The 16,104-nt window shown below is 68.7% G+C and carries 21 protein-coding genes and 1 pseudogene; 11 read left to right on the forward strand and 11 right to left on the reverse strand.

What is annotated here, in order from left to right:
• Positions 1–5 precede the first annotated feature (5 nt).
• The 4 genes and pseudogenes from ACFPFQ_RS46755 to ACFPFQ_RS46770 all read right to left on the reverse strand — a co-directional run.
• On the reverse strand, positions 6–641 hold the full coding sequence (locus ACFPFQ_RS46755) for a maleylpyruvate isomerase family mycothiol-dependent enzyme (RefSeq protein ID WP_379629773.1): 636 nt from the start codon (positions 639–641) through the stop codon (positions 6–8).
• A complete protein-coding gene (locus ACFPFQ_RS46760) occupies positions 638–1,132 on the reverse strand; it encodes an SRPBCC family protein (RefSeq protein WP_379629774.1) in 495 nt (164 codons plus the stop codon). The genes ACFPFQ_RS46755 and ACFPFQ_RS46760 overlap by 4 nt, the downstream gene beginning before the upstream one ends.
• Complete coding sequence (locus ACFPFQ_RS46765; RefSeq protein ID WP_379629775.1) at positions 1,129–1,482, reverse strand: ArsR/SmtB family transcription factor; 354 nt, start codon at positions 1,480–1,482, stop codon at positions 1,129–1,131. Before ACFPFQ_RS46765 ends, ACFPFQ_RS46760 begins: the two co-directional genes overlap by 4 nt.
• Positions 1,483–1,647: 165 nt before the next feature.
• Positions 1,648–1,985 (reverse strand): annotated as a pseudogene (locus tag ACFPFQ_RS46770) (Tn3 family transposase); the annotation flags it as partial.
• Between the two features lie 307 nt (positions 1,986–2,292).
• On the opposite strand from ACFPFQ_RS46770, the gene ACFPFQ_RS46775 reads away from it, so the two are divergent.
• The 3 genes from ACFPFQ_RS46775 to ACFPFQ_RS46785 all read left to right on the forward strand — a co-directional run bounded on the left by ACFPFQ_RS46775 (position 2,293) and on the right by ACFPFQ_RS46785 (position 4,920).
• Complete coding sequence (locus ACFPFQ_RS46775) at positions 2,293–2,766, forward strand: hypothetical protein (protein WP_379629776.1); 474 nt, start codon at positions 2,293–2,295, stop codon at positions 2,764–2,766.
• A gap of 166 nt (positions 2,767–2,932) precedes the next feature.
• Complete coding sequence (locus tag ACFPFQ_RS46780) at positions 2,933–3,823, forward strand: F510_1955 family glycosylhydrolase (protein WP_379629777.1); 891 nt, start codon at positions 2,933–2,935, stop codon at positions 3,821–3,823.
• Between the two features lie 62 nt (positions 3,824–3,885).
• Complete coding sequence (locus tag ACFPFQ_RS46785) at positions 3,886–4,920, forward strand: hypothetical protein (protein WP_379629778.1); 1,035 nt, start codon at positions 3,886–3,888, stop codon at positions 4,918–4,920.
• A 101-nt stretch (positions 4,921–5,021) separates the two neighbouring features.
• Here the strand turns inward: ACFPFQ_RS46785 and ACFPFQ_RS46790 are convergent, their stop codons facing one another.
• From ACFPFQ_RS46790 to ACFPFQ_RS46805, 4 genes are read right to left on the reverse strand one after another with little or no spacing between them, the layout of a single operon-like run.
• Positions 5,022–7,298, reverse strand: coding sequence for a heavy metal translocating P-type ATPase (locus ACFPFQ_RS46790; RefSeq protein ID WP_379629779.1), 2,277 nt, complete (start codon positions 7,296–7,298; stop codon positions 5,022–5,024).
• Positions 7,295–8,302 (reverse strand): hypothetical protein, encoded by a 1,008-nt coding sequence (locus ACFPFQ_RS46795; RefSeq protein ID WP_379629780.1) that lies wholly within the window; start codon positions 8,300–8,302, stop codon positions 7,295–7,297. Before ACFPFQ_RS46795 ends, ACFPFQ_RS46790 begins: the two co-directional genes overlap by 4 nt.
• 25 nt (positions 8,303–8,327) lie before the next feature.
• Positions 8,328–8,543 (reverse strand): heavy-metal-associated domain-containing protein, encoded by a 216-nt coding sequence (locus tag ACFPFQ_RS46800; protein ID WP_379629781.1) that lies wholly within the window; start codon positions 8,541–8,543, stop codon positions 8,328–8,330.
• A gap of 23 nt (positions 8,544–8,566) precedes the next feature.
• Entirely contained in the window at positions 8,567–8,848 is a 282-nt protein-coding gene (locus ACFPFQ_RS46805; protein WP_379629782.1) for a metal-sensitive transcriptional regulator, read from the reverse strand.
• Positions 8,849–9,163: 315 nt separating this feature from the next.
• Between ACFPFQ_RS46805 and ACFPFQ_RS46810 the strand changes: the two genes are divergently transcribed.
• The 7 genes from ACFPFQ_RS46810 to ACFPFQ_RS46840 all read left to right on the forward strand — a co-directional run bounded on the left by ACFPFQ_RS46810 (position 9,164) and on the right by ACFPFQ_RS46840 (position 14,065).
• The gene (locus tag ACFPFQ_RS46810; protein WP_379629783.1) at positions 9,164–10,297 is read left to right on the forward strand and encodes a hypothetical protein; all 1,134 of its coding nucleotides are present in this window, start codon (positions 9,164–9,166) and stop codon (positions 10,295–10,297) included.
• Positions 10,298–10,363: 66 nt separating this feature from the next.
• Positions 10,364–10,774: a DUF6153 family protein gene (locus ACFPFQ_RS46815; RefSeq protein ID WP_379629784.1), complete on the forward strand. Its 411-nt coding sequence runs from the start codon at positions 10,364–10,366 to the stop codon at positions 10,772–10,774.
• 64 nt (positions 10,775–10,838) lie between these two features.
• Positions 10,839–11,471: a DUF305 domain-containing protein gene (locus tag ACFPFQ_RS46820; protein WP_379629785.1), complete on the forward strand. Its 633-nt coding sequence runs from the start codon at positions 10,839–10,841 to the stop codon at positions 11,469–11,471.
• Positions 11,472–11,939: 468 nt separating this feature from the next.
• Positions 11,940–12,260 carry a hypothetical protein gene (locus ACFPFQ_RS46825; RefSeq protein WP_379629786.1) on the forward strand — a complete coding sequence of 107 codons (321 nt, stop codon included), beginning with the start codon at positions 11,940–11,942 and terminating at the stop codon, positions 12,258–12,260.
• Between the two features lie 174 nt (positions 12,261–12,434).
• A complete protein-coding gene (locus tag ACFPFQ_RS46830) occupies positions 12,435–12,956 on the forward strand; it encodes a DUF2231 domain-containing protein (RefSeq protein ID WP_379629787.1) in 522 nt (173 codons plus the stop codon).
• A gap of 9 nt (positions 12,957–12,965) precedes the next feature.
• The gene (locus ACFPFQ_RS46835; protein WP_379629788.1) at positions 12,966–13,508 is read left to right on the forward strand and encodes a DUF305 domain-containing protein; all 543 of its coding nucleotides are present in this window, start codon (positions 12,966–12,968) and stop codon (positions 13,506–13,508) included.
• Between the two features lie 368 nt (positions 13,509–13,876).
• The gene (locus ACFPFQ_RS46840) at positions 13,877–14,065 is read left to right on the forward strand and encodes a hypothetical protein (protein ID WP_379629789.1); all 189 of its coding nucleotides are present in this window, start codon (positions 13,877–13,879) and stop codon (positions 14,063–14,065) included.
• A gap of 4 nt (positions 14,066–14,069) precedes the next feature.
• Here the strand turns inward: ACFPFQ_RS46840 and ACFPFQ_RS46845 are convergent, their stop codons facing one another.
• Positions 14,070–14,627, reverse strand: a complete 558-nt coding sequence (locus tag ACFPFQ_RS46845; protein ID WP_379629790.1) for a DUF2269 domain-containing protein — start codon at positions 14,625–14,627, stop codon at positions 14,070–14,072.
• Between the two features lie 8 nt (positions 14,628–14,635).
• Complete coding sequence (locus ACFPFQ_RS46850) at positions 14,636–14,920, reverse strand: hypothetical protein (RefSeq protein WP_379629791.1); 285 nt, start codon at positions 14,918–14,920, stop codon at positions 14,636–14,638.
• 123 nt (positions 14,921–15,043) lie between these two features.
• On the opposite strand from ACFPFQ_RS46850, the gene ACFPFQ_RS46855 reads away from it, so the two are divergent.
• The gene (locus ACFPFQ_RS46855; protein ID WP_379629792.1) at positions 15,044–15,610 is read left to right on the forward strand and encodes a TetR/AcrR family transcriptional regulator; all 567 of its coding nucleotides are present in this window, start codon (positions 15,044–15,046) and stop codon (positions 15,608–15,610) included.
• Between the two features lie 133 nt (positions 15,611–15,743).
• On the opposite strand, the gene ACFPFQ_RS46860 is transcribed toward ACFPFQ_RS46855, so the two are convergent.
• On the reverse strand, positions 15,744–16,043 hold the full coding sequence (locus ACFPFQ_RS46860) for a hypothetical protein (RefSeq protein ID WP_379629793.1): 300 nt from the start codon (positions 16,041–16,043) through the stop codon (positions 15,744–15,746).
• Between the last annotated feature and the right edge of the window lie 61 nt (positions 16,044–16,104).

Genomic DNA, 16,104 nt, shown 5'->3' on the forward strand with positions numbered 1-16,104 from the left:
CCGCGTCAGCCGCCGATGCGTTCGGCGAGGGTCTGCTGGCCGGGACCGGACAGGTCATCGACGGTGCCGTGGCGTCCGGCGATGGCCATCAGCAGGGCTTCGGCGGGTCCTTCGACGGCGGGTCCGGTCCCGGTGGTCCAGTCGAGGTCGGTGGCGATCAGGGTGAGGCCGCGGATGCGTTTCCTGGCGCCGATGGGGGGCGCGGTGCGCGCGAACTGCAGGGTGCAGAGCATGCGGTCGGCGGGGATGTCGCGGGGCAGGCCGAGGGAGCGGCGGATGTCCTGGTGGTGGATGAGGCCGTCGGTGAGCGCAATTCGGCCGCCGAACCCGGCGGTGAGTCCGCGCGGCCGGAGGTGGTCTTCGACCAGCGCAAGGAGGTCGTCGGTGCCGTGGTGGGCGTAGGCGGCGACGCCGATGGCGTTGGCGCGCCCGGGGTTCAGGCCACTCCTGATGAAGCGGGCGATGAGACCGCCGGTGCCGAGTTCCTCGTAGCTGAACATGTGCGCGACCATGTCGCGGACGCGCCACCGCGTGCACAGCGTCGGCGCTTCCCACTGGGCCGGGGTCAAGGTCGTCAGGAGATCGGCGAGGTCGGACCGTTCATCGTAGGCCAGGCTCATCGCGTCCACGGTGGTGGTCACGACTGGTTCGCTGCCCGGTCGGTGACGGTCTTGGCGAAGCCGTCGAGAAGCAACGTCCATCCGCCGCCGCCGCGGATCGCGTCGTGGATGGCCTGGCCGCCGATGAGGCGATCGAAGTACCGGTGCTCGAGCTTGACCGTGGTCTGGTCGGGTGCCTCGGAGGTGAACCGGACCTCGATCTCGCTGGCATGGTCGGGGTCGGGGTCGAACTGCCACGTCCCGCTGATCTGCCAGGTGAACACCAGCCGGTTTGGCGGTTCCCAGGCCAGCACACGGCCCCAGTCGCATTCGGTGCCATCGACTCCGCGCTCGTACCAGCGGCCCCCGTTGTGGGGCTCAAGGATCACTTCGGCCACCTCGGCCTGGCCGATGTGGTACTGATGCGGCCACCAGGTGTTGAACGAGCCGGTGAAGACACGGAATGCCTGATCTACCGACACGCCGATGGTGACCGTCCCGGTGATCGGCGGGATCGGAGCCGTCGTGGTCATGTGTTCTCCTGATCGGGATCGGGATCGGGATCGGGATCGGGGTTGGCCGTCGCCTCGGCGGCCTTGTGAAAACCGGCCAGTGCGTCGCCCCAGACGCCGTCGAGCCACGCGCGCAGCGCGGTGACACCCTCGGCGTTGAGCTGGTAGACCCGGCGGGTGCCCACGGCGTGGCTGACCACCAGCCCGCCGTCTTTGAGCACGCGCAGGTGTTGCGACACCGCGGGCCGGCTGATCGGTAGCTGGTCGGCCAGCTCCTGCACCGAGCACGGGCGACGGGCGAGGAGCTCGAAGATGGCGCGCCGGGTTGGGTCACCGAGTAAACCCAGACCGGCGTCTCCGTAAGCACCCACGAACGGTAAGCGTACACGCACTTAATCGGCGATGAGCAAGCAAACGCCGTCGGGATCGCACACATCGCCGATGACCAGCAGTTTCCCTGCGGTCCAGGAGAGATCGGAGCCGGGGGAACCGGGCGGCGCAACCGCCCCGATCCCCTCGGCCCGCACCCCGATCAGTCAGATCGACTCGTCGTCCTCCTCGTCGGCATCGGCCGCGCTCGGGTCGCGCAACGGCCGCAGACCCCGCCGAGGTCGGCGGGCAGTAGGAACGAGTACCTGCCCAGCAGGTTCACGTGGTGGCGGCCGAACGGGGAGAGCCGGGCGACGTCCTCGTCACGGACCTCGTAGCCGCCCGCGCGCAGCTCGGCGATCGCCGCGTCCAGATAGCGGGTGTTGAACAGCACGATCGCGTTCAACACGAGGCCCAGGGCCCCGAGCTGGTCTTCCATGCCCTCGTAGTAGCGCTGGCGCAGTTCGCCGCGCTTGCCGTGGAAGGTCTCCCGGCCCAGGGAATGGTGGCGAGCTGGACGGCGAACCCGAGTTTGCTGTGCTCGCGGCGCTTCGGCTCGACCAGGGCCCGGTCAGCGTCGTCGAGGAAGAATTACCGCTCCAGTTCGGTGCAGGTGAACCCGCTGGTGAAGCGACCGTAGACCGAAGCCTGGTCGTCGGACAGGAACTCAACCGGCAACGCATCTCTCCTGCTGCTGCGCCTGCCCACTGCGGCGGAATCGCAGCGAACCTCACCAGCTCACCGACCTGCCGGTCAACGAGCAGATCGGCCGGTCAAGCCATGATCAACGCTTAGCGCCGTCCACCGTTCCGATGTTCCTCGACCCCGAGGCCATCCATACGGCATCATCGTCGTCGATGGCGCTCAGCGGAGGTTCACCCGGCGCGGCACGCATCGTCGTGGCCGCGGCCCTGCCGGTTCTGCTCGCAGTGGTCGGCATCCTCGCGCTCGGGCAGTGTCTCTCGGCCGAGACCGTAACCGGGGCTGAGGGATCGTTGTCGATCGTCCGTCACACGGCCGACGATGCTCACCACCACGGCGGCGGGTTCAGCGAGGACGCCGCTGTCACGGCCGCTGTCTCGGCCGGCGAGCTGATGACGGCGGGGCTGCACGGCTGCATCCTGGTTCTCTGCACCCTGCTTGCCGCCTTCCCGATGCGACCGCAACCGATGTCGTCGCCCAGGAAAAGGCTTCTGCGGGGATGCCGTGCCGTCGTTGCGCGATTCACCGGGTCTCGACCGCCCAGCGTCCCCGGGTTCTACCGGCTCTGCGTACTGCGTCAGTAGCCCGACCCGCCGTCGCACGGCCAAGGCCCCTGGGCCCGAGGTTGATCGCGACGACTGCAGGCTCAGGCGACCCGCTCGCGATGTCGTGCGGCCGCTCCCTTCCCGGTCAGAGCCTCCAGCGTCACCCCGCCGCGCTGCCGTTCGAACGGCAGCGCATGCCCGAGAGATGATCAGTATGTACTCCCATAGACCCGCACGCCGATACAGCGTCGCCCTTGTTCTGCTGACCGGCACCGTCATTGTCGCCGGCTGTTCTCAGCCGGCTCGGGCCGATGCCTCGGCCGTGAAGCCAGGATTCGGGCACGTCCACGCTCTCGCCAACAACCCTGAGGACGGGACGACCTACGCGGCGACCCATACGGGGATCTTCCGTCTCGGGCCGACTGGGCCGGTGCGCGTCGCCGATCACATCCAGGACACCATGGGCTTCGCCGTCATCGGGCGGAACCGTTTCTTGGGCAGTGGACATCCTGGGCCCCATGACGCCGGACCAGTGAATGTCGGGCTCATCCGCAGCGATGACGGTGGCCTGAGCTGGTCCCCGGTCGCGCTGGGTGGCCAGACCGACTTCCATGCCCTCTCGGTCGAGGGTGGCACGGTGTACGGGTGGGACGCCGTCAGCATGATGATCATGCGTAGTGACGACGGTGGAATCGCCTGGCAACGAGGCGCCACGATCTCGGATGTGGGCGCACTCGCGGTTGACCCCGACGACAAGCACCGGGTCCTGGCCACCAGCTCCTCAGGCCTACTGGAAAGTGCCGACGGCGGAACCACGTTCGCTGCAGCCGTACAGCAACCGCCCCGGCCGCTCGTACTTGTCGATCACGCTGCTCGCATTGGAGGTGGTGGTGACACCACTCTGGCCGGGATCGATCAGACCGGCACACTGTGGGCCTCGACGGGGGGCGTGTGGTCAGGGGAGGGCTCACTGGGTGCGCCACCGCAGGCGTTCAAGGTGCTCGGACCGGGCCGGTACGTTGTTGCCACCTCCGACGGTGTTCATTCCACCGAGGACGCGGGCCGGACGTGGAACCTCGTCGCCGCGTCGGGCTGAGCTCAGGCGAGTTCGCTGCACTCGCCCTTGGCCGGGCATGTCGCAGGTTGGTTGCCGCTTTGGTGGTCGTGGTCGTCGTGGGGGCGGCGGCCGCGGCTGGCATGGCCGGGCTCGCCTGGATGGTGTGGCCGTCGCCACGGGTTGCAGGCTGCACAGACATCTCGGCAGCGGTCCCGATCGAGGCGAGCGGTCCATCGACGGTCAGCGATGAACAGCGTCGGAATGCGGCGGTCATCGTCGCCACGGGGCGCAACCTGAAGATTCCTGAGCGCGGACTATGGGTCGGGCTCGCCACTGCCATGCAGGAATCCGGTCTGCGCAACCTTTCCTACGGCGACCGCGACTCCTTGGGACTGTTCCAGCAACGTCCCTCACAGGGCTGGGGCAGCCCGGCGCAGGTACTGGACCCCGAGTACGCCGCAACCCAGTTCTTCACCCGTCTGCTCGCCGTCCCTGACTGGACTGCAATGCCGCTGTGGCAGGCCGCCCAGTCGGTGCAGCGGTCGGGTTTTCCCCTGGCTTACGCGAAGTGGGAGCAGGACGCTGCTGATCTGCTGGCCGGCATCAGCCCGGCGGCTTCCACGGCCGGGGGGAACGGATCTCCTGGCTGTGGTCCGTCCGGTCCGGGTGGCATGGTCCCGGCCTTTCCCGGCGGGACCGGCGGGTGTGTCGAGGATGACCCGACCACGACGGGGTGCGTCACAGCCACCACACGGTATGCCCTGGCCCAGGCCGAGGGCGCGTTCGGTGGTCTGCGGAAGGGCCCGATCATCCGATCGACCAGTTGCTACTCGCCGCGCCCGCCGAGTCAGAAGAGCGACCATCCGCTCGGCAAAGCATGCGACCTCTTTCCCGGGACGGCGGGGAGTTTCGCCTGGGGACCGGAGCAGGAGAACGGGTGGCGAGCCGCTGAATGGTTTCGCAGCAACGCCGACGCATTGCAGATCTCGTACGTGATCTGGCAAGGCCGGATCTGGATTTCCGGAGTCCCCGACCAGAACGGTTGGGGCCGTGAGTACACCGGCGGCGGCATCCACGACGCGTCGGACGCAACGGGCGGTCACTACGACCATCTTCACGTCAGCTTCCGAACCTGAGTGCTGTGCTGAGCTCGAGCAGCGGACCAAGCGGGCACGGCCTCGGACGCTTCGCGGACCTCGCCGTTGCCTGCCCGCCGGCCCTGCAGGAGCCAGCCGGCCTAACCGGTGACGATGGCCTGGGACCGGAAGCTGCGCAGGCGCAGGCTGTTGGCGACAACGAACGCGGAGCTGAGTGCCATGGCAGCGCCGGCGATCATGGGGTTGAGCAGTCCGGTGGCCGCGAGCGGCAGGGCGGCGATGTTGTAGGCGAACGCCCAGAACAGGTTGCCCTTGATCGTTGCCAGTGTGCGTCGGGACAGCCTGATCGCGTCGGCGGCGGAACGGAGGTCGCCACGGACCAGGGTGATGTCGCTGGCCTCGATGGCAACATCGGTGCCGGTGCCCATGGCCAGGCCGAGGTCGGCCTGCGCGAGTGCGGCGGCGTCGTTGACGCCGTCACCGACCATGGCTACCACTTTCCCCTCGGCCTGCAACCGGGTGATGACGGCGAGCTTGTCGGCGGGCAGGACCTCGGCGATCACGTCCTCGGTGGCGATGCCGACCTCGGCGGCGACGGCGCGCGCTGCTGTCGTGTTGTCACCGGTGAGCAGGATCGGGTGGAGCCCGAGAGCGCGAAGCTGGTCGATGGCCTGTTTCGAGGTGGCCTTGACCGTGTCGGCAACCACCAGCACGGCCCGCGCGGCGCCGTCCCACGCCACGGCGACCGCGGTGTGGCCCTGCTGCTCGGCGGCGAGCTGGGCTGCGGCGAGGTCCGGGGTGAGGGGTTGGCTCCACTGCTGCAGCAGCGTGGGTCGTCCGACGAGTACGGCGTGGCCGTCGACGGTGCCCTGCACGCCGAGGCCCTGCTGGTTGCTGAAGTCCGCCACCGGGGGCAGGTCGCCGACCCGTTCGCGGGCGCCGAGGGTGATCGCCGCGGCGATCGGGTGTTCGGATGCGTTCTCCAGCGCACCCGCCAGTCGCAGGACGTCGCGCTCCTGAACACCGTCGGTGGTGTGGATCCCGACCAGCGACATCCGGCCGGTGGTGATGGTGCCGGTCTTGTCCAGCACGATGGTGGTGACCCGGCGGGTGGATTCCAGCACCTCGGGACCCTTGATCAGGATGCCGAGCTGGGCGCCGCGGCCGGTGCCCACCAGCAGTGCGGTCGGGGTGGCGAGTCCGAGTGCACATGGGCAGGCGATGATCAGGACGGCCACGGCGGCGGTGAAGGCTGCGGCGGCGCCGATGCCGGTGCCGAGCCAGAACGCGAGCGTCGCAGCGGCGAGCGCGATGACGATCGGGACGAAGACGCCGGAGATGCGGTCCGCGAGGCGCTGGACGGCGGCCTTGCCGGTCTGCGCGTCCTGCACGAGCGTCGCCATCTGCGCGAGCTGGGTGTCGGCGCCGACGCGGGTGGCGCGCACGACGAGGCGCCCGCCGGCGTTCACGGTGGCGCCGACGACGGTGTCGCCCGGGCCGACCTCGACCGGTACCGGTTCGCCGGTGAGCATGGAGGCGTCCACGGCGGAGTTGCCGTCCTCGACGGCACCATCGGTGGCGATCTTCTCGCCGGGACGGACGATGAACCGGTCGCCGACGCCGAGATCGTCCGCGGAGATGCGGACCTCGATGCCGTCCCGCAGGACCGTGACCTCCTTCGCGCCGAGTTCGAGCAGCGCCCGCAGCGCGGCGCCGGCGCGCCGCTTGGACCGGGCCTCGAAGTAGCGTCCGGCGAGGATGAAGGTCGTGACGCCGGCGGCGACCTCGAGGTAGATGTTGCCGGCGCCGTCGCTGGGGGCGATCGTCAGCTCGAAGGCGTGCACCATGCCCGGCATGCCTGCTGTGCCGAACAGCAATGCGTACAGCGACCACGTGAACGCCGCCAGCACACCCACCGACACCAGGGTGTCCATGGTCGCCGCGCCGTGGCGCAGGTTCGCCCAGGCCGCCCGGTGAAACGGCCATGCCGCCCAGATCACGACGGGTCCGGCGAGGGCCAGTGAGATCCATTGCCAGTAGGTGAACTGCAGGGCCGGGATCATCGACATCGCGACCACCGGTACCGAGAGCACCGTGCTGATGATCAGCCGGTCGCGCAGCGGGCGGGTCTCGTCGCGGTTGTCGGCATCGTCGTCCGCCAGCTCTGGGGCTGGAGGCTTCGGGAGCGCGGCCTTGTAGCCTGCCGCCTCGACCTGCGCCAGCAGCGCCGCTGTCTCGACGCCCGCGGGGGCGCTGACCCGGGCCTTCTCCGTGGCGTAGTTGACCGTCGCGGTGACGCCGTCGATCTTGTTGAGCTTGCGCTCGATCCGGTTGGCGCACGACGCGCATGTCATGCCGCTGATCGCGAGCTCGATGTCGGTGACCGTGGCGCTGGTCGGTGCTGTGGTGGAACTCATCCGTGCGACCCTCCATGTCCATCGGTGGCCGTTGTCGTCGGAGTACCCGCCGGCGCCGGGGGAGTGTCGGCCGCAGGTGCGGGTGTGGTGCTGCTCGACCCGGTCAGCACCGTGAACTCGGCGGTGCGGACGACGCCCGCATGCTGGAAGTCCAGGAACAGTCGATAGGTGCCGCCACTGGGTACCTCGGTCACGAACTCGATCTGCGGTCCGGCCGGTGTGCGGCCGTCGCCGGGTGCGCCGTCGGGGTGGACGTGCAGGTAGGCCAGGTCACCTTCGCGCAGCGCGACCAGATGCCCGTAGGCGGCGAGGTAGGGCTGCAGGTCGGTGACCGGCTGCCCGCCACGGCTCACCGTCAGCGTGACCGGTGAAGCCCGCCCCGCGATCAGGTCGCCGCCCAGCCGGACCTCGTAGCCGTCGACGACGGCGACGCGGCTGGGCTGGTGGGTGACCGGATCGAACGTCCCTGGTGCCACGAGGTCGATGCCCAGCTTCAGCCCCTCCGCACCGGTCGGTGTGAAGTCGGCGAACGCGCGGTAGCTACCGCCCGCTGGCAGGCTCAACGGGACCGACCAGGTGCCATCCGGCGCCATGTCGGGGTGGACGTGCTGGAAGGAGGTGGTGTCACGGCGGACGACGATCAGGTGCATCCGCTTGTCGTGCTCGACGTCGAAAGCGGTGACGGCAGCGCCGTCGGGTCCGAAGATGCGAAAGGTGAAGGTGCCGGTGGTGAGCGTCGTTGCCGTGGACGTGAGGATGTAGCCGTCCCGGCTCGATGCCAGCCCGCCGGGCTGGTCCATGATCCCCGTGACGGTGCCGCTGTGTGCGTCCCCCTGCCCGGCACCCTCAGCACCCGAGGGTGCTGCGCCGGACATGCCACCGTGCTCGCCTTGCGCGGCGGTCGCGGTGGAAAGGGGACCGACAGCGGTTCCGGTCGCAAATGCGCCAGCGACGACCAGGGCCAGCGCCGCACCGTAGGCGGAGAGCTTGGCTGCAATACTCATGACGGTCCTTGCCTCTGGATCTGGCCTAACCGGTCGGAGTTGCGAGCTGGTAGCCCGCTTCCTCGACGGCGGCGCGCAGGTCGGCGTCGTCGAGCGGGTCGGAGCTGGTGACGGTCACCGCCCCGGTCGGCAGGTCCACCGCCACCTCGGTCACGCCCGCGAGCTCGCTGATCTCCTCGGTGACCGACGCGACGCAGTGCCCGCAGGTCATCCCGGTCACGGTGTAGGTGGTTGTGCTCATGCCGGTTCTCCTCTTCCTGTCGTTCAGGACTTGACGAGGCGAGCGACAGCGGCGCTCGCCTCCGCGATCTTCTTCTCGGCCACCGGCCCGCCCTGGGCGACGGCCTCGGTGACGCAGTGCTTGAGGTGCTCGTCGAGCAGGCCCAGCGCAACGGCCTCCAGCGCCCTGGTCGCGGCGGAGACCTGCGTCAGCACGTCGATGCAGTACTTGTCGTCCTCGATCATCTTCGCGATGCCACGGACCTGCCCCTCGATCCGACGCATCCGCTTGAGGTAGGTGTCTTTGTCCTGCGCGTAGCCGTTCATGCCTCTCCTTCGCCGATCAGAGCCGAATATACCATAGGGGGGTACCCTATGTTGATGTCGTCACTCATGCAGCTCTGCGGCGTTGCGATCCGTGGACCTGGTGGCGCTCGCCGCCGAACAGGTGCGTGCAGGCCTACGGCTGCGCGGCTGCGGGGCGTCATCGGAGGCATCGTCGTACTGCGCTCGACAGTTCCCTCACGTCGTAGACCCGGCTCTCCGTTGTGCGAGTCCGATGGCTGCCGGCTTGACAGCCAAGCGACTGCCAGCGTAAGAACCTACATACCCCGTGGGGGTATATAGGTCGAGGAGGATGTCATGAATGCAGGACACGTGGCGACCGAGGGCGCCGGATCGGGAAGCGCGGCGAACGTCTCGTCGGCACGAGACGACTTGCTTACCGCGGTGTTCGGGGTGTGGATGATCGTCGGCTTGTTCACCGACGGCTGGGCGCACCTGAACCTGCCCGGGCTGGAGACGTTCTTCACGCCGTGGCATGGCCTGCTCTACAGCGGATTCGCGGCTGGGGCCGCGTGGCTCGCGGTGCTCGCGCTTCGAGGTCGGCGTACGGCGCTGCCGTGGGCACGTGCGCTGCCGCCCGGCTATGGGCTGGCCGCGGTGGGCGTGGTGTTGTTCGGTGCGGGTGGGGTCGGCGACATGGTCTGGCACATCGTGTTCGGCGTGGAGATCGGCATCGATGCGTTGCTGAGCCCGACCCACCTCGTGCTCTTGACCGGCGCCTCGCTCATGCTGACGGCCCCGTTGCGGGCCATCTGGCGCCGCCCGGTGACCGGGGGCAGGTCGACCCTGCGTGGCGAGCTCCCGGCGGTGCTGGCACTGGCTCTGGTCACGGCGTTGGCGTCGTTCTTCCTGCTGTATGTCTCGGTGTTCACCAACCCTGCGGCGGCTGCCGGCGAACTGACGCGCATTCCCGAGAGAGCGCCCGGGCACGAAGCAGCAGAGCTGCCGGCCATCGCCGGCCTGGCCGGATACCTGGTGACCACCGTCTTGCTCGTGGCCCCGTTGCTGCTCGCCGAACGTCTGGGTCGACGCCCCCGCGGTGCGACCGCGCTCGTTGTCGGGATGGTCGCCTGGTTGTCGGTCGTGGTAGGCGGGTTCACGCCGCTCGGGATCGCGATGGCGAGTGCGGTCACCGCCGCGGCGGGGGTCGTGGATTTCGTCATTCACACGATCGACCAGACCTCGCTCGCGAGGACGACCAAGCTTGCAGTCTCGGCTGCCGCGCTGCCGGTGTTGATCTGGCCGGCGCAACTGGCCGCGGTCGCCGTGACCGAGGGGGTGCGTTGGCCGGTCGAGCTGTGGTCGGGCGTCGTCGTGCTGTCGGCGCTGGTGGCGGCCGCACTCGCCACCATCTCGGCGTGGGCGCCTGCCGGTCGCGACACCGAACGAATCGTGACCCGTCCCCGCACGGCAGACGTCGCATCGGTGTAGTAGGTCAGCGAGGCCCCGGTTGAGTCCGCTCGATATCCTCTGGTCACGATGTCGACACGAGCACCGATGACCGACTGGAGAACGTCCGCGTTCGTCCTGATCTGTACGGCCGTGCTCGTCGGCCTGATCGGCATGCATCACCTGTCCATAGCAAGTGGCGATCCGGTCCACGTCGGCGCCGACTCGGCAGAGATCTTTCCGACCGTGACGATCTCCGCTGAGCCGGCGATGGCCACAGATCGGGGCCCGTTACATGGCGAGCATCCCGAGAGCGGTCACGACATGGCGTTGCAGCATCTGTGCCTGGCCGTGCTGACCATCGCCGCCGCCGTTGTTCTGGGCATGCTCGTTGCGTTGGCCGTTGCTCCGGCCTCGCCTTCACCGCTCCAGTCCCCAGGGTGGAATGGCTCCGCACCGCGAGCTCCACCCCTGCCGACCCGGGTACGCCTCGCGTTGCTGTGCGTGCTGCGGAACTGAGGGGGAAGCGGGTTGCACCCGCAGTTCTCTCATCCGCTTCTCATCGCACAGGAGAACCACCATCATGAACATCATCACGTCGGGTACGAGATCGATCGTCGCGCTCGCGATCGCCGGTGTGGCAGTAGCCGGATGCAGTAGTCCGATGCCGGCCATGTCGTCTATGCCGTCCGCGCCACCCACGTCCCCCGCAACCGGAGCACCGTCGGCGTCGCGCAACGATGCGGACATCACGTTCGCGCAGGGCATGATCGTGCACCATCAGCAGGCGGTCGAGATGGCCCGGCTGGCGGCAGGTCGCAGCCAGAACACGCAGGTCCTGGACCTGGCCACGCGCATCGGCGCAGCTCAGACGCCCGAGATCCAGACCATGACCGGCTGGCTCGAGAAGTGGGGGCAGATGCCCCCGGCGACCGGCAGCATGCCCGGCATGAACCACGCTCCGACGAGCGGGACCGACAGTGTGTCCGGCTCGATGACCACTGAGCAGATGCAGCAGCTCACGCAGGCGAGCGGCGTCGCGTTCGACCGAATGTTCCTCGAGATGATGATCGAGCACCATCAGGGTGCAATCACGATGTCGCAGACCGAGGTCACGAGCGGTTCCGATGTCGACGCCAAGAAGCTGGCTCAGAACATCATCACGGCCCAGCAGACGGAGATCGGTGAAATGGACACGCTGCTCACGCGACTGTGAGCTTGTGAGTCGGTGAACGGTGGACCGGTTCTCGTCGCCGAGGCGCGGACCGGTCCGCCATCCCGACCAGCCGTGCAGCGGCTCAGGCGAGGGCGACCTGGTCCTGCCATCGTTGGTGAACGACGCGGCCACCGCCTACCTGCACGCGGTGGATGCAGCGGAGCCTGGCCTGCTCGAAGGCTTCTACCTCGCTGGGTCGGTAGCCCGTGGCGACTTCCGGACCGGTCGTGGCATCGCGCGCGGCGGCCCGTCGGGGTCGACCGTCATCGACATCGACTTCATCGCGGTGACGGCCCAACCACTCAACGACACGGCCGTCCGTGCTTTGGAGCGGTTCGGTCGGTGGGGGACGGGGCGGCGGGCGTCGCGGTCCTCTTGCGGCTCATGTCTGCGTCACCTGCCTGGCTGCCGGGGCGTGTGCGGCGCCAGGCGGTGGCGTGCGGCAGTCGTCGCCTGTTGAGCCCGACGATGACGGTGGAGCTGCCCGGCACGCCCAGGGGCAGCGGCAGTTCCCAGCCAATGTCCCAGATGATCAAAGGGGGTGATCACAATGGCGGCGATGTCGAGGTTGGCCCGGCCATCGACGGCGGCGGTGACCCCGCACCCGGGTTCGGAGGAGAACTGCGCGGCGTGGGCGAGCGGGATCTGGCGTTCCTGGGCCACGGCGACGACGGCGCGGGCAAGGGATGCTCGCTGGGCCGTTCCTGCGTCGACGACGAGCGCCAGCAGCGCGTCGGAATGCAGGTCGGCACCGCCGGGCCGTCCCGTGGCAGCACGGCCTGGAAATGATCACCCGGCCGGACCCGTAGGGCGGCACAGGTCGACGACCGTGTCGGCCAACCACTGCGCGTTCTCCTCGCGGGTCCAGCCGGTAACACCGCCCTCACCGCCCTCGATGTGATCGTCGACGGGGGCCTCCTCGTCACGTGATGTCGAGCCGCCGGGCCGAACCGAGGGAGCTGGATGCCAGCCTTGATCGACGGACTTCCGCTACACGTACTCGTCGTGCACGCGGTCGTGGTGCTTGTCCCGCTCGCGGTGCTCGGATCGATCGCGGTCGTGCTCTGGCCCGCGGCGCGCCGTCGCTACGGCTGGCTCGTCGTCGCGGTCGCTGCGGTTGCCACGGTGTGCATCCCGGTTGCGACGTCCTCCGGTGACGCCCTGGAACATCGCCTGCCCCGCACCCTTCTGATCGAGGCGCACGCCCGCCTCGGCGGCCAGCTGCTGATCTTCGTGGCCGGTTTGCTGGTGTCACTCGCCGCTTTCATGGCAATCCACCGGCTCGCCAGCGTGGGCAGGGGAGCACGCGGGCCGGGCACCGTGACTGCCACGGCGCCTCCGCGGATGGTGGCCGGGGCCATCGCTGCGCTCACGATCGTGCTCGCCGTGGTCTCGGCGGTGCAGGTCTATCGGATCGGGGACTCGGGGGCCGGCGCCGCCTGGTCTGACACCCGCTACATCGCCCCCACCCCAATGGATTCCTGATCCGGCACGTTGCGCGCCCTCGCACGATCCGGTGAGCACGCCCAGCAGGATGATCTCCTCGGCGGTGACCGCGACCTCGTCGAACCGGCGGATGAACAACTCGATCGCCGGTCGCCCGTTGACCTTCCAGGTGTTGGCGTGGGCGAGACAGAGCGCAACGCCGCCTGCGGCCAAACGGCTGAGCAGATGCAGCAGCTGATGCAGGCGAGCGGCGCCGCGTTCGACCGGATGTTCCTCGAGATGATGACCGAGCACCATCGCGGTGCAATCACGATGTCGCAGACCGAGGTCACGAGCGGCTCCGATGCCGAGGCCAAGAGGTGGCTCAGAACATCATCACCGCCTAGCAGGCGGAGATCGCCGAGATGGGCCTGTTGCTCAAGCATCTGTGAGCACGATGAGCCGGTGAATGTCTGCCATCCATCGGACTTCCAGCGGGTTCAGGTGGTGTCGACGATCCGATCACGGTCGTTTCGTCGACGAACCGAACCTGACAACAGGAGGCTGATCATTCCTGCCAGGCGGACATCACCGCGATCGGAACGTCTCTGATCTGTAGGTAGGGGTGAGACCGGTGCGCAGCGGCACCGCAGTGAGCACACCACCCGCACCGCAGGCCTGACTCTGGCGGGCGCCGCCCGACACCGCTGGTGATCACCCAGGGCTGGTCGCTTGGCTTCCTGGTCGCCGCGGGGATCATGCTGGCCGGGCTGTTGATCATCATGATGATGATCAAGGCTGTCCGCCCGTCACACTGACGGCTGGGTCAGCGTAGGCCTCGACGACCGCGCGCCCCCGGTCGAAGCGGCTGCTCGGGGCATGCGACCCGATCCCACTGGGCGATGCAGCATCTCCACCACCAGGCGCCGCGCGGTCACGACCGCAGCTCCCGATGGTGGTGTCGCGGTCTAGGTGCAGGCGTGAGCGGTGCGATGGTCGTCGGGCTCACCCTGGTGCCCATCTCGCCGCTGGGGATCACGTTCGTGGGCATCGCCTGTCGCAGCGTGGCGATCCTGGGCAGCGTGATCGTCACCGTCCCGCTTCTACGGATCTTCCGCACCGACCGGCCCATTCTCCCGGAAGCAGTGCCCAGCGACCGCAGCGGCTGAGTGCTCAAGGCTCCGTTGCCGCCGATGCAACCGGCTGCTCGTGCTGCCGGGGCTGGGGCCGTTGCTCCTGCTGCTTGCGCTGCCCGTATCGAGTCATGCCTGTTGGCTTGTACACCGACAAACCGGTCGCGACGAGCAGCAGTAGCACCGCGGCGCCGCCGTGGACCACGGGGGAGGGGTTCTGCAACTCGCCGAGGTCACTGCCGGATCCCCCCTGTGTCGCCGTGTCGGCGAGGACGCCCAGCGTCTGCATGTAGAGCAGCAGGACGGTGATCGCGACGAGGTTGAGCAGCAGCTTCGCCACGACCCAGTAGTGCCTGAGCAGTCCCCATCTGCTGCCCAGTGCCTGAACCAGCCCGGTGAGCAGCGACGCGAGGCTCAACGGCACCAGCACCGTCCAGCCCATCAGCTCCATCGTCAGATACACCGCCCGCACCACCGCCGGGTCAGAGCTGATCAGGCCGGCAACAGCGAGCGCGAGCGACGCCGCGACGGCACCGAGCCAACCCACCGAGCAGGCGATGTGTGTGGTGAGCACGAACTTTCGGAGGCGACCATTCATGATCCTCATCAGAGGGCGACCCGGAGCCGCGTGGGACCGCCACCCCGATCGGCGTCCGCGGCGACGTCCGGCAGCAGCACGGTGTCACCTGGGCTGCCGGACGAGAGATGCCGCCCGGGTCCGTGGCTGCCGCCCAACCCGGTGAGCTGGACGATCGCGAACACCACGATCAGGACGATGACGACGATCACCGACACCTTCACCCAGCGCGGCGCGCCAGTGGTCGGCCGGGGGCCGGGGCGCGGTCCTCCTTCGTCGGACAGGGCGGCTGGATCGGGTGGTGGGTCAGACATGGGGTCCTCCGGGGTCGTCACACTCCGCTCGAGCGGCGCGGCTGATTGAGGCCTGAGTTTACGAGACAGTATGTCTGTGTCAATACATCTCGTCGTTAACTTGTCATCGTGTATGTTCGTGGGATGCCGCGGTTGTGGAGCGACACGATCGAGACGCACCGGCGCGCGGTGCGGGATGCGACGCTGGACGCCACGGCGGCGCTGGTGGCCGAGCACGGTGTGGCGTCGGTGACCATGTCCCAGATCGCGGCGCGGACCGGCATCGGGCGGGCGACGCTGTACAAGTACTTCCCCGATGTCGACGCGATCCTGCTCGCGTGGCACGAGCGCCAGGTCGCCAGCCACCTCGACCATCTCGTCGAGGTCAGGGATCAGAGAGCTGACGCCGGCGAGCGCCTCGAAGCGGTCCTGACGGCGTTCGCGTTCATCTCCCACGGGCGCCACGGGGGTGACGTGGGGGCGTTCCTGCATCGGAGCGAGCACGTCGTCCGTGCCCAGCAGGAGCTTCACGAGTTCGTGCGAAACCTGCTGGCCGACGCAGCGCGCACCGGCAAACTCCGCGATGATGTCGCGCCCGACGAGCTCGCAACGTACTGCCTGCATGCCCTCGGCGGTGCGGGCAGCCTGCCGTCTGCCGCGTCTGTGCACCGACTGGTCGCGGTCACCATGAACGGGTTGCGTTCCTGGTGATCTCCGGGGTTCGTGTCGGCAGGCCGATGGTGGACCAGGTCAGGGTCACCAGGCGCATGCCAGTGCATCGAGTGGGTCGGTCGATCGGCAGCCAGCGACCTGAGCCGGTCGAGAGTGCGATGCAGTGGTGCTGTTAGGGCAGGAAGCGGTCGATGCGGCGCAGCAGCGCTGCGAGCGGGCCGCGTTCGTGCCAGCCTCGCCTGATCACCGCGTTGCGGGCGGTGTCGATGCCGCCGCGTAGCCGGCTCGCCGGAGTGGGGTGATGCTCGTCGCGCTGCACGGTTGCCCGTCGCTTGAGATAGATCGCGCAGCCCAGACAGACCCCGACCTCGGGATGTGCCCCCAGACGGGTCAGCTCGTGTTCAGGGAATGCCTTTCCGCAGCACCAGCATGTCGGGGCGGCCGTCGGTTCGTGGTGGGCTTGGGCGCTCATCGCTCACCTCCGGGCGAATCGACCGATCGCATGTCGGTGCAGGTCGGCGGGGTGGGCCGGC

The organism is Pseudonocardia sp. GCM10023141 (assembly GCF_042653605.1).

What these genes read in the sequence shown, in the direction of transcription:
- ACFPFQ_RS46855 (WP_379629792.1), top strand. Translation starts at nt 15,044, where the DNA reads ATGCCGCGGTTGTGGAGCGACACGATCGAGACGCACCGGCGCGCGGTG.
- ACFPFQ_RS46790 (WP_379629779.1), bottom strand. Translation starts at nt 7,298, where the DNA reads ATGAGTTCCACCACAGCACCGACCAGCGCCACGGTCACCGACATCGAG.
- ACFPFQ_RS46805 (WP_379629782.1), bottom strand. Translation starts at nt 8,848, where the DNA reads ATGAACGGCTACGCGCAGGACAAAGACACCTACCTCAAGCGGATGCGT.
- ACFPFQ_RS46795 (WP_379629780.1), bottom strand. Translation starts at nt 8,302, where the DNA reads ATGAGTATTGCAGCCAAGCTCTCCGCCTACGGTGCGGCGCTGGCCCTG.
- ACFPFQ_RS46760 (WP_379629774.1), bottom strand. Translation starts at nt 1,132, where the DNA reads ATGACCACGACGGCTCCGATCCCGCCGATCACCGGGACGGTCACCATC.
- ACFPFQ_RS46800 (WP_379629781.1), bottom strand. Translation starts at nt 8,543, where the DNA reads ATGAGCACAACCACCTACACCGTGACCGGGATGACCTGCGGGCACTGC.
- ACFPFQ_RS46820 (WP_379629785.1), top strand. Translation starts at nt 10,839, where the DNA reads ATGAACATCATCACGTCGGGTACGAGATCGATCGTCGCGCTCGCGATC.
- ACFPFQ_RS46850 (WP_379629791.1), bottom strand. Translation starts at nt 14,920, where the DNA reads ATGTCTGACCCACCACCCGATCCAGCCGCCCTGTCCGACGAAGGAGGA.
- ACFPFQ_RS46815 (WP_379629784.1), top strand. Translation starts at nt 10,364, where the DNA reads ATGACCGACTGGAGAACGTCCGCGTTCGTCCTGATCTGTACGGCCGTG.
- ACFPFQ_RS46830 (WP_379629787.1), top strand. Translation starts at nt 12,435, where the DNA reads ATGCCAGCCTTGATCGACGGACTTCCGCTACACGTACTCGTCGTGCAC.
- ACFPFQ_RS46780 (WP_379629777.1), top strand. Translation starts at nt 2,933, where the DNA reads ATGATCAGTATGTACTCCCATAGACCCGCACGCCGATACAGCGTCGCC.
- ACFPFQ_RS46825 (WP_379629786.1), top strand. Translation starts at nt 11,940, where the DNA reads ATGACGGTGGAGCTGCCCGGCACGCCCAGGGGCAGCGGCAGTTCCCAG.
- ACFPFQ_RS46775 (WP_379629776.1), top strand. Translation starts at nt 2,293, where the DNA reads ATGTTCCTCGACCCCGAGGCCATCCATACGGCATCATCGTCGTCGATG.
- ACFPFQ_RS46860 (WP_379629793.1), bottom strand. Translation starts at nt 16,043, where the DNA reads ATGAGCGCCCAAGCCCACCACGAACCGACGGCCGCCCCGACATGCTGG.
- ACFPFQ_RS46810 (WP_379629783.1), top strand. Translation starts at nt 9,164, where the DNA reads ATGAATGCAGGACACGTGGCGACCGAGGGCGCCGGATCGGGAAGCGCG.
- ACFPFQ_RS46845 (WP_379629790.1), bottom strand. Translation starts at nt 14,627, where the DNA reads ATGAATGGTCGCCTCCGAAAGTTCGTGCTCACCACACACATCGCCTGC.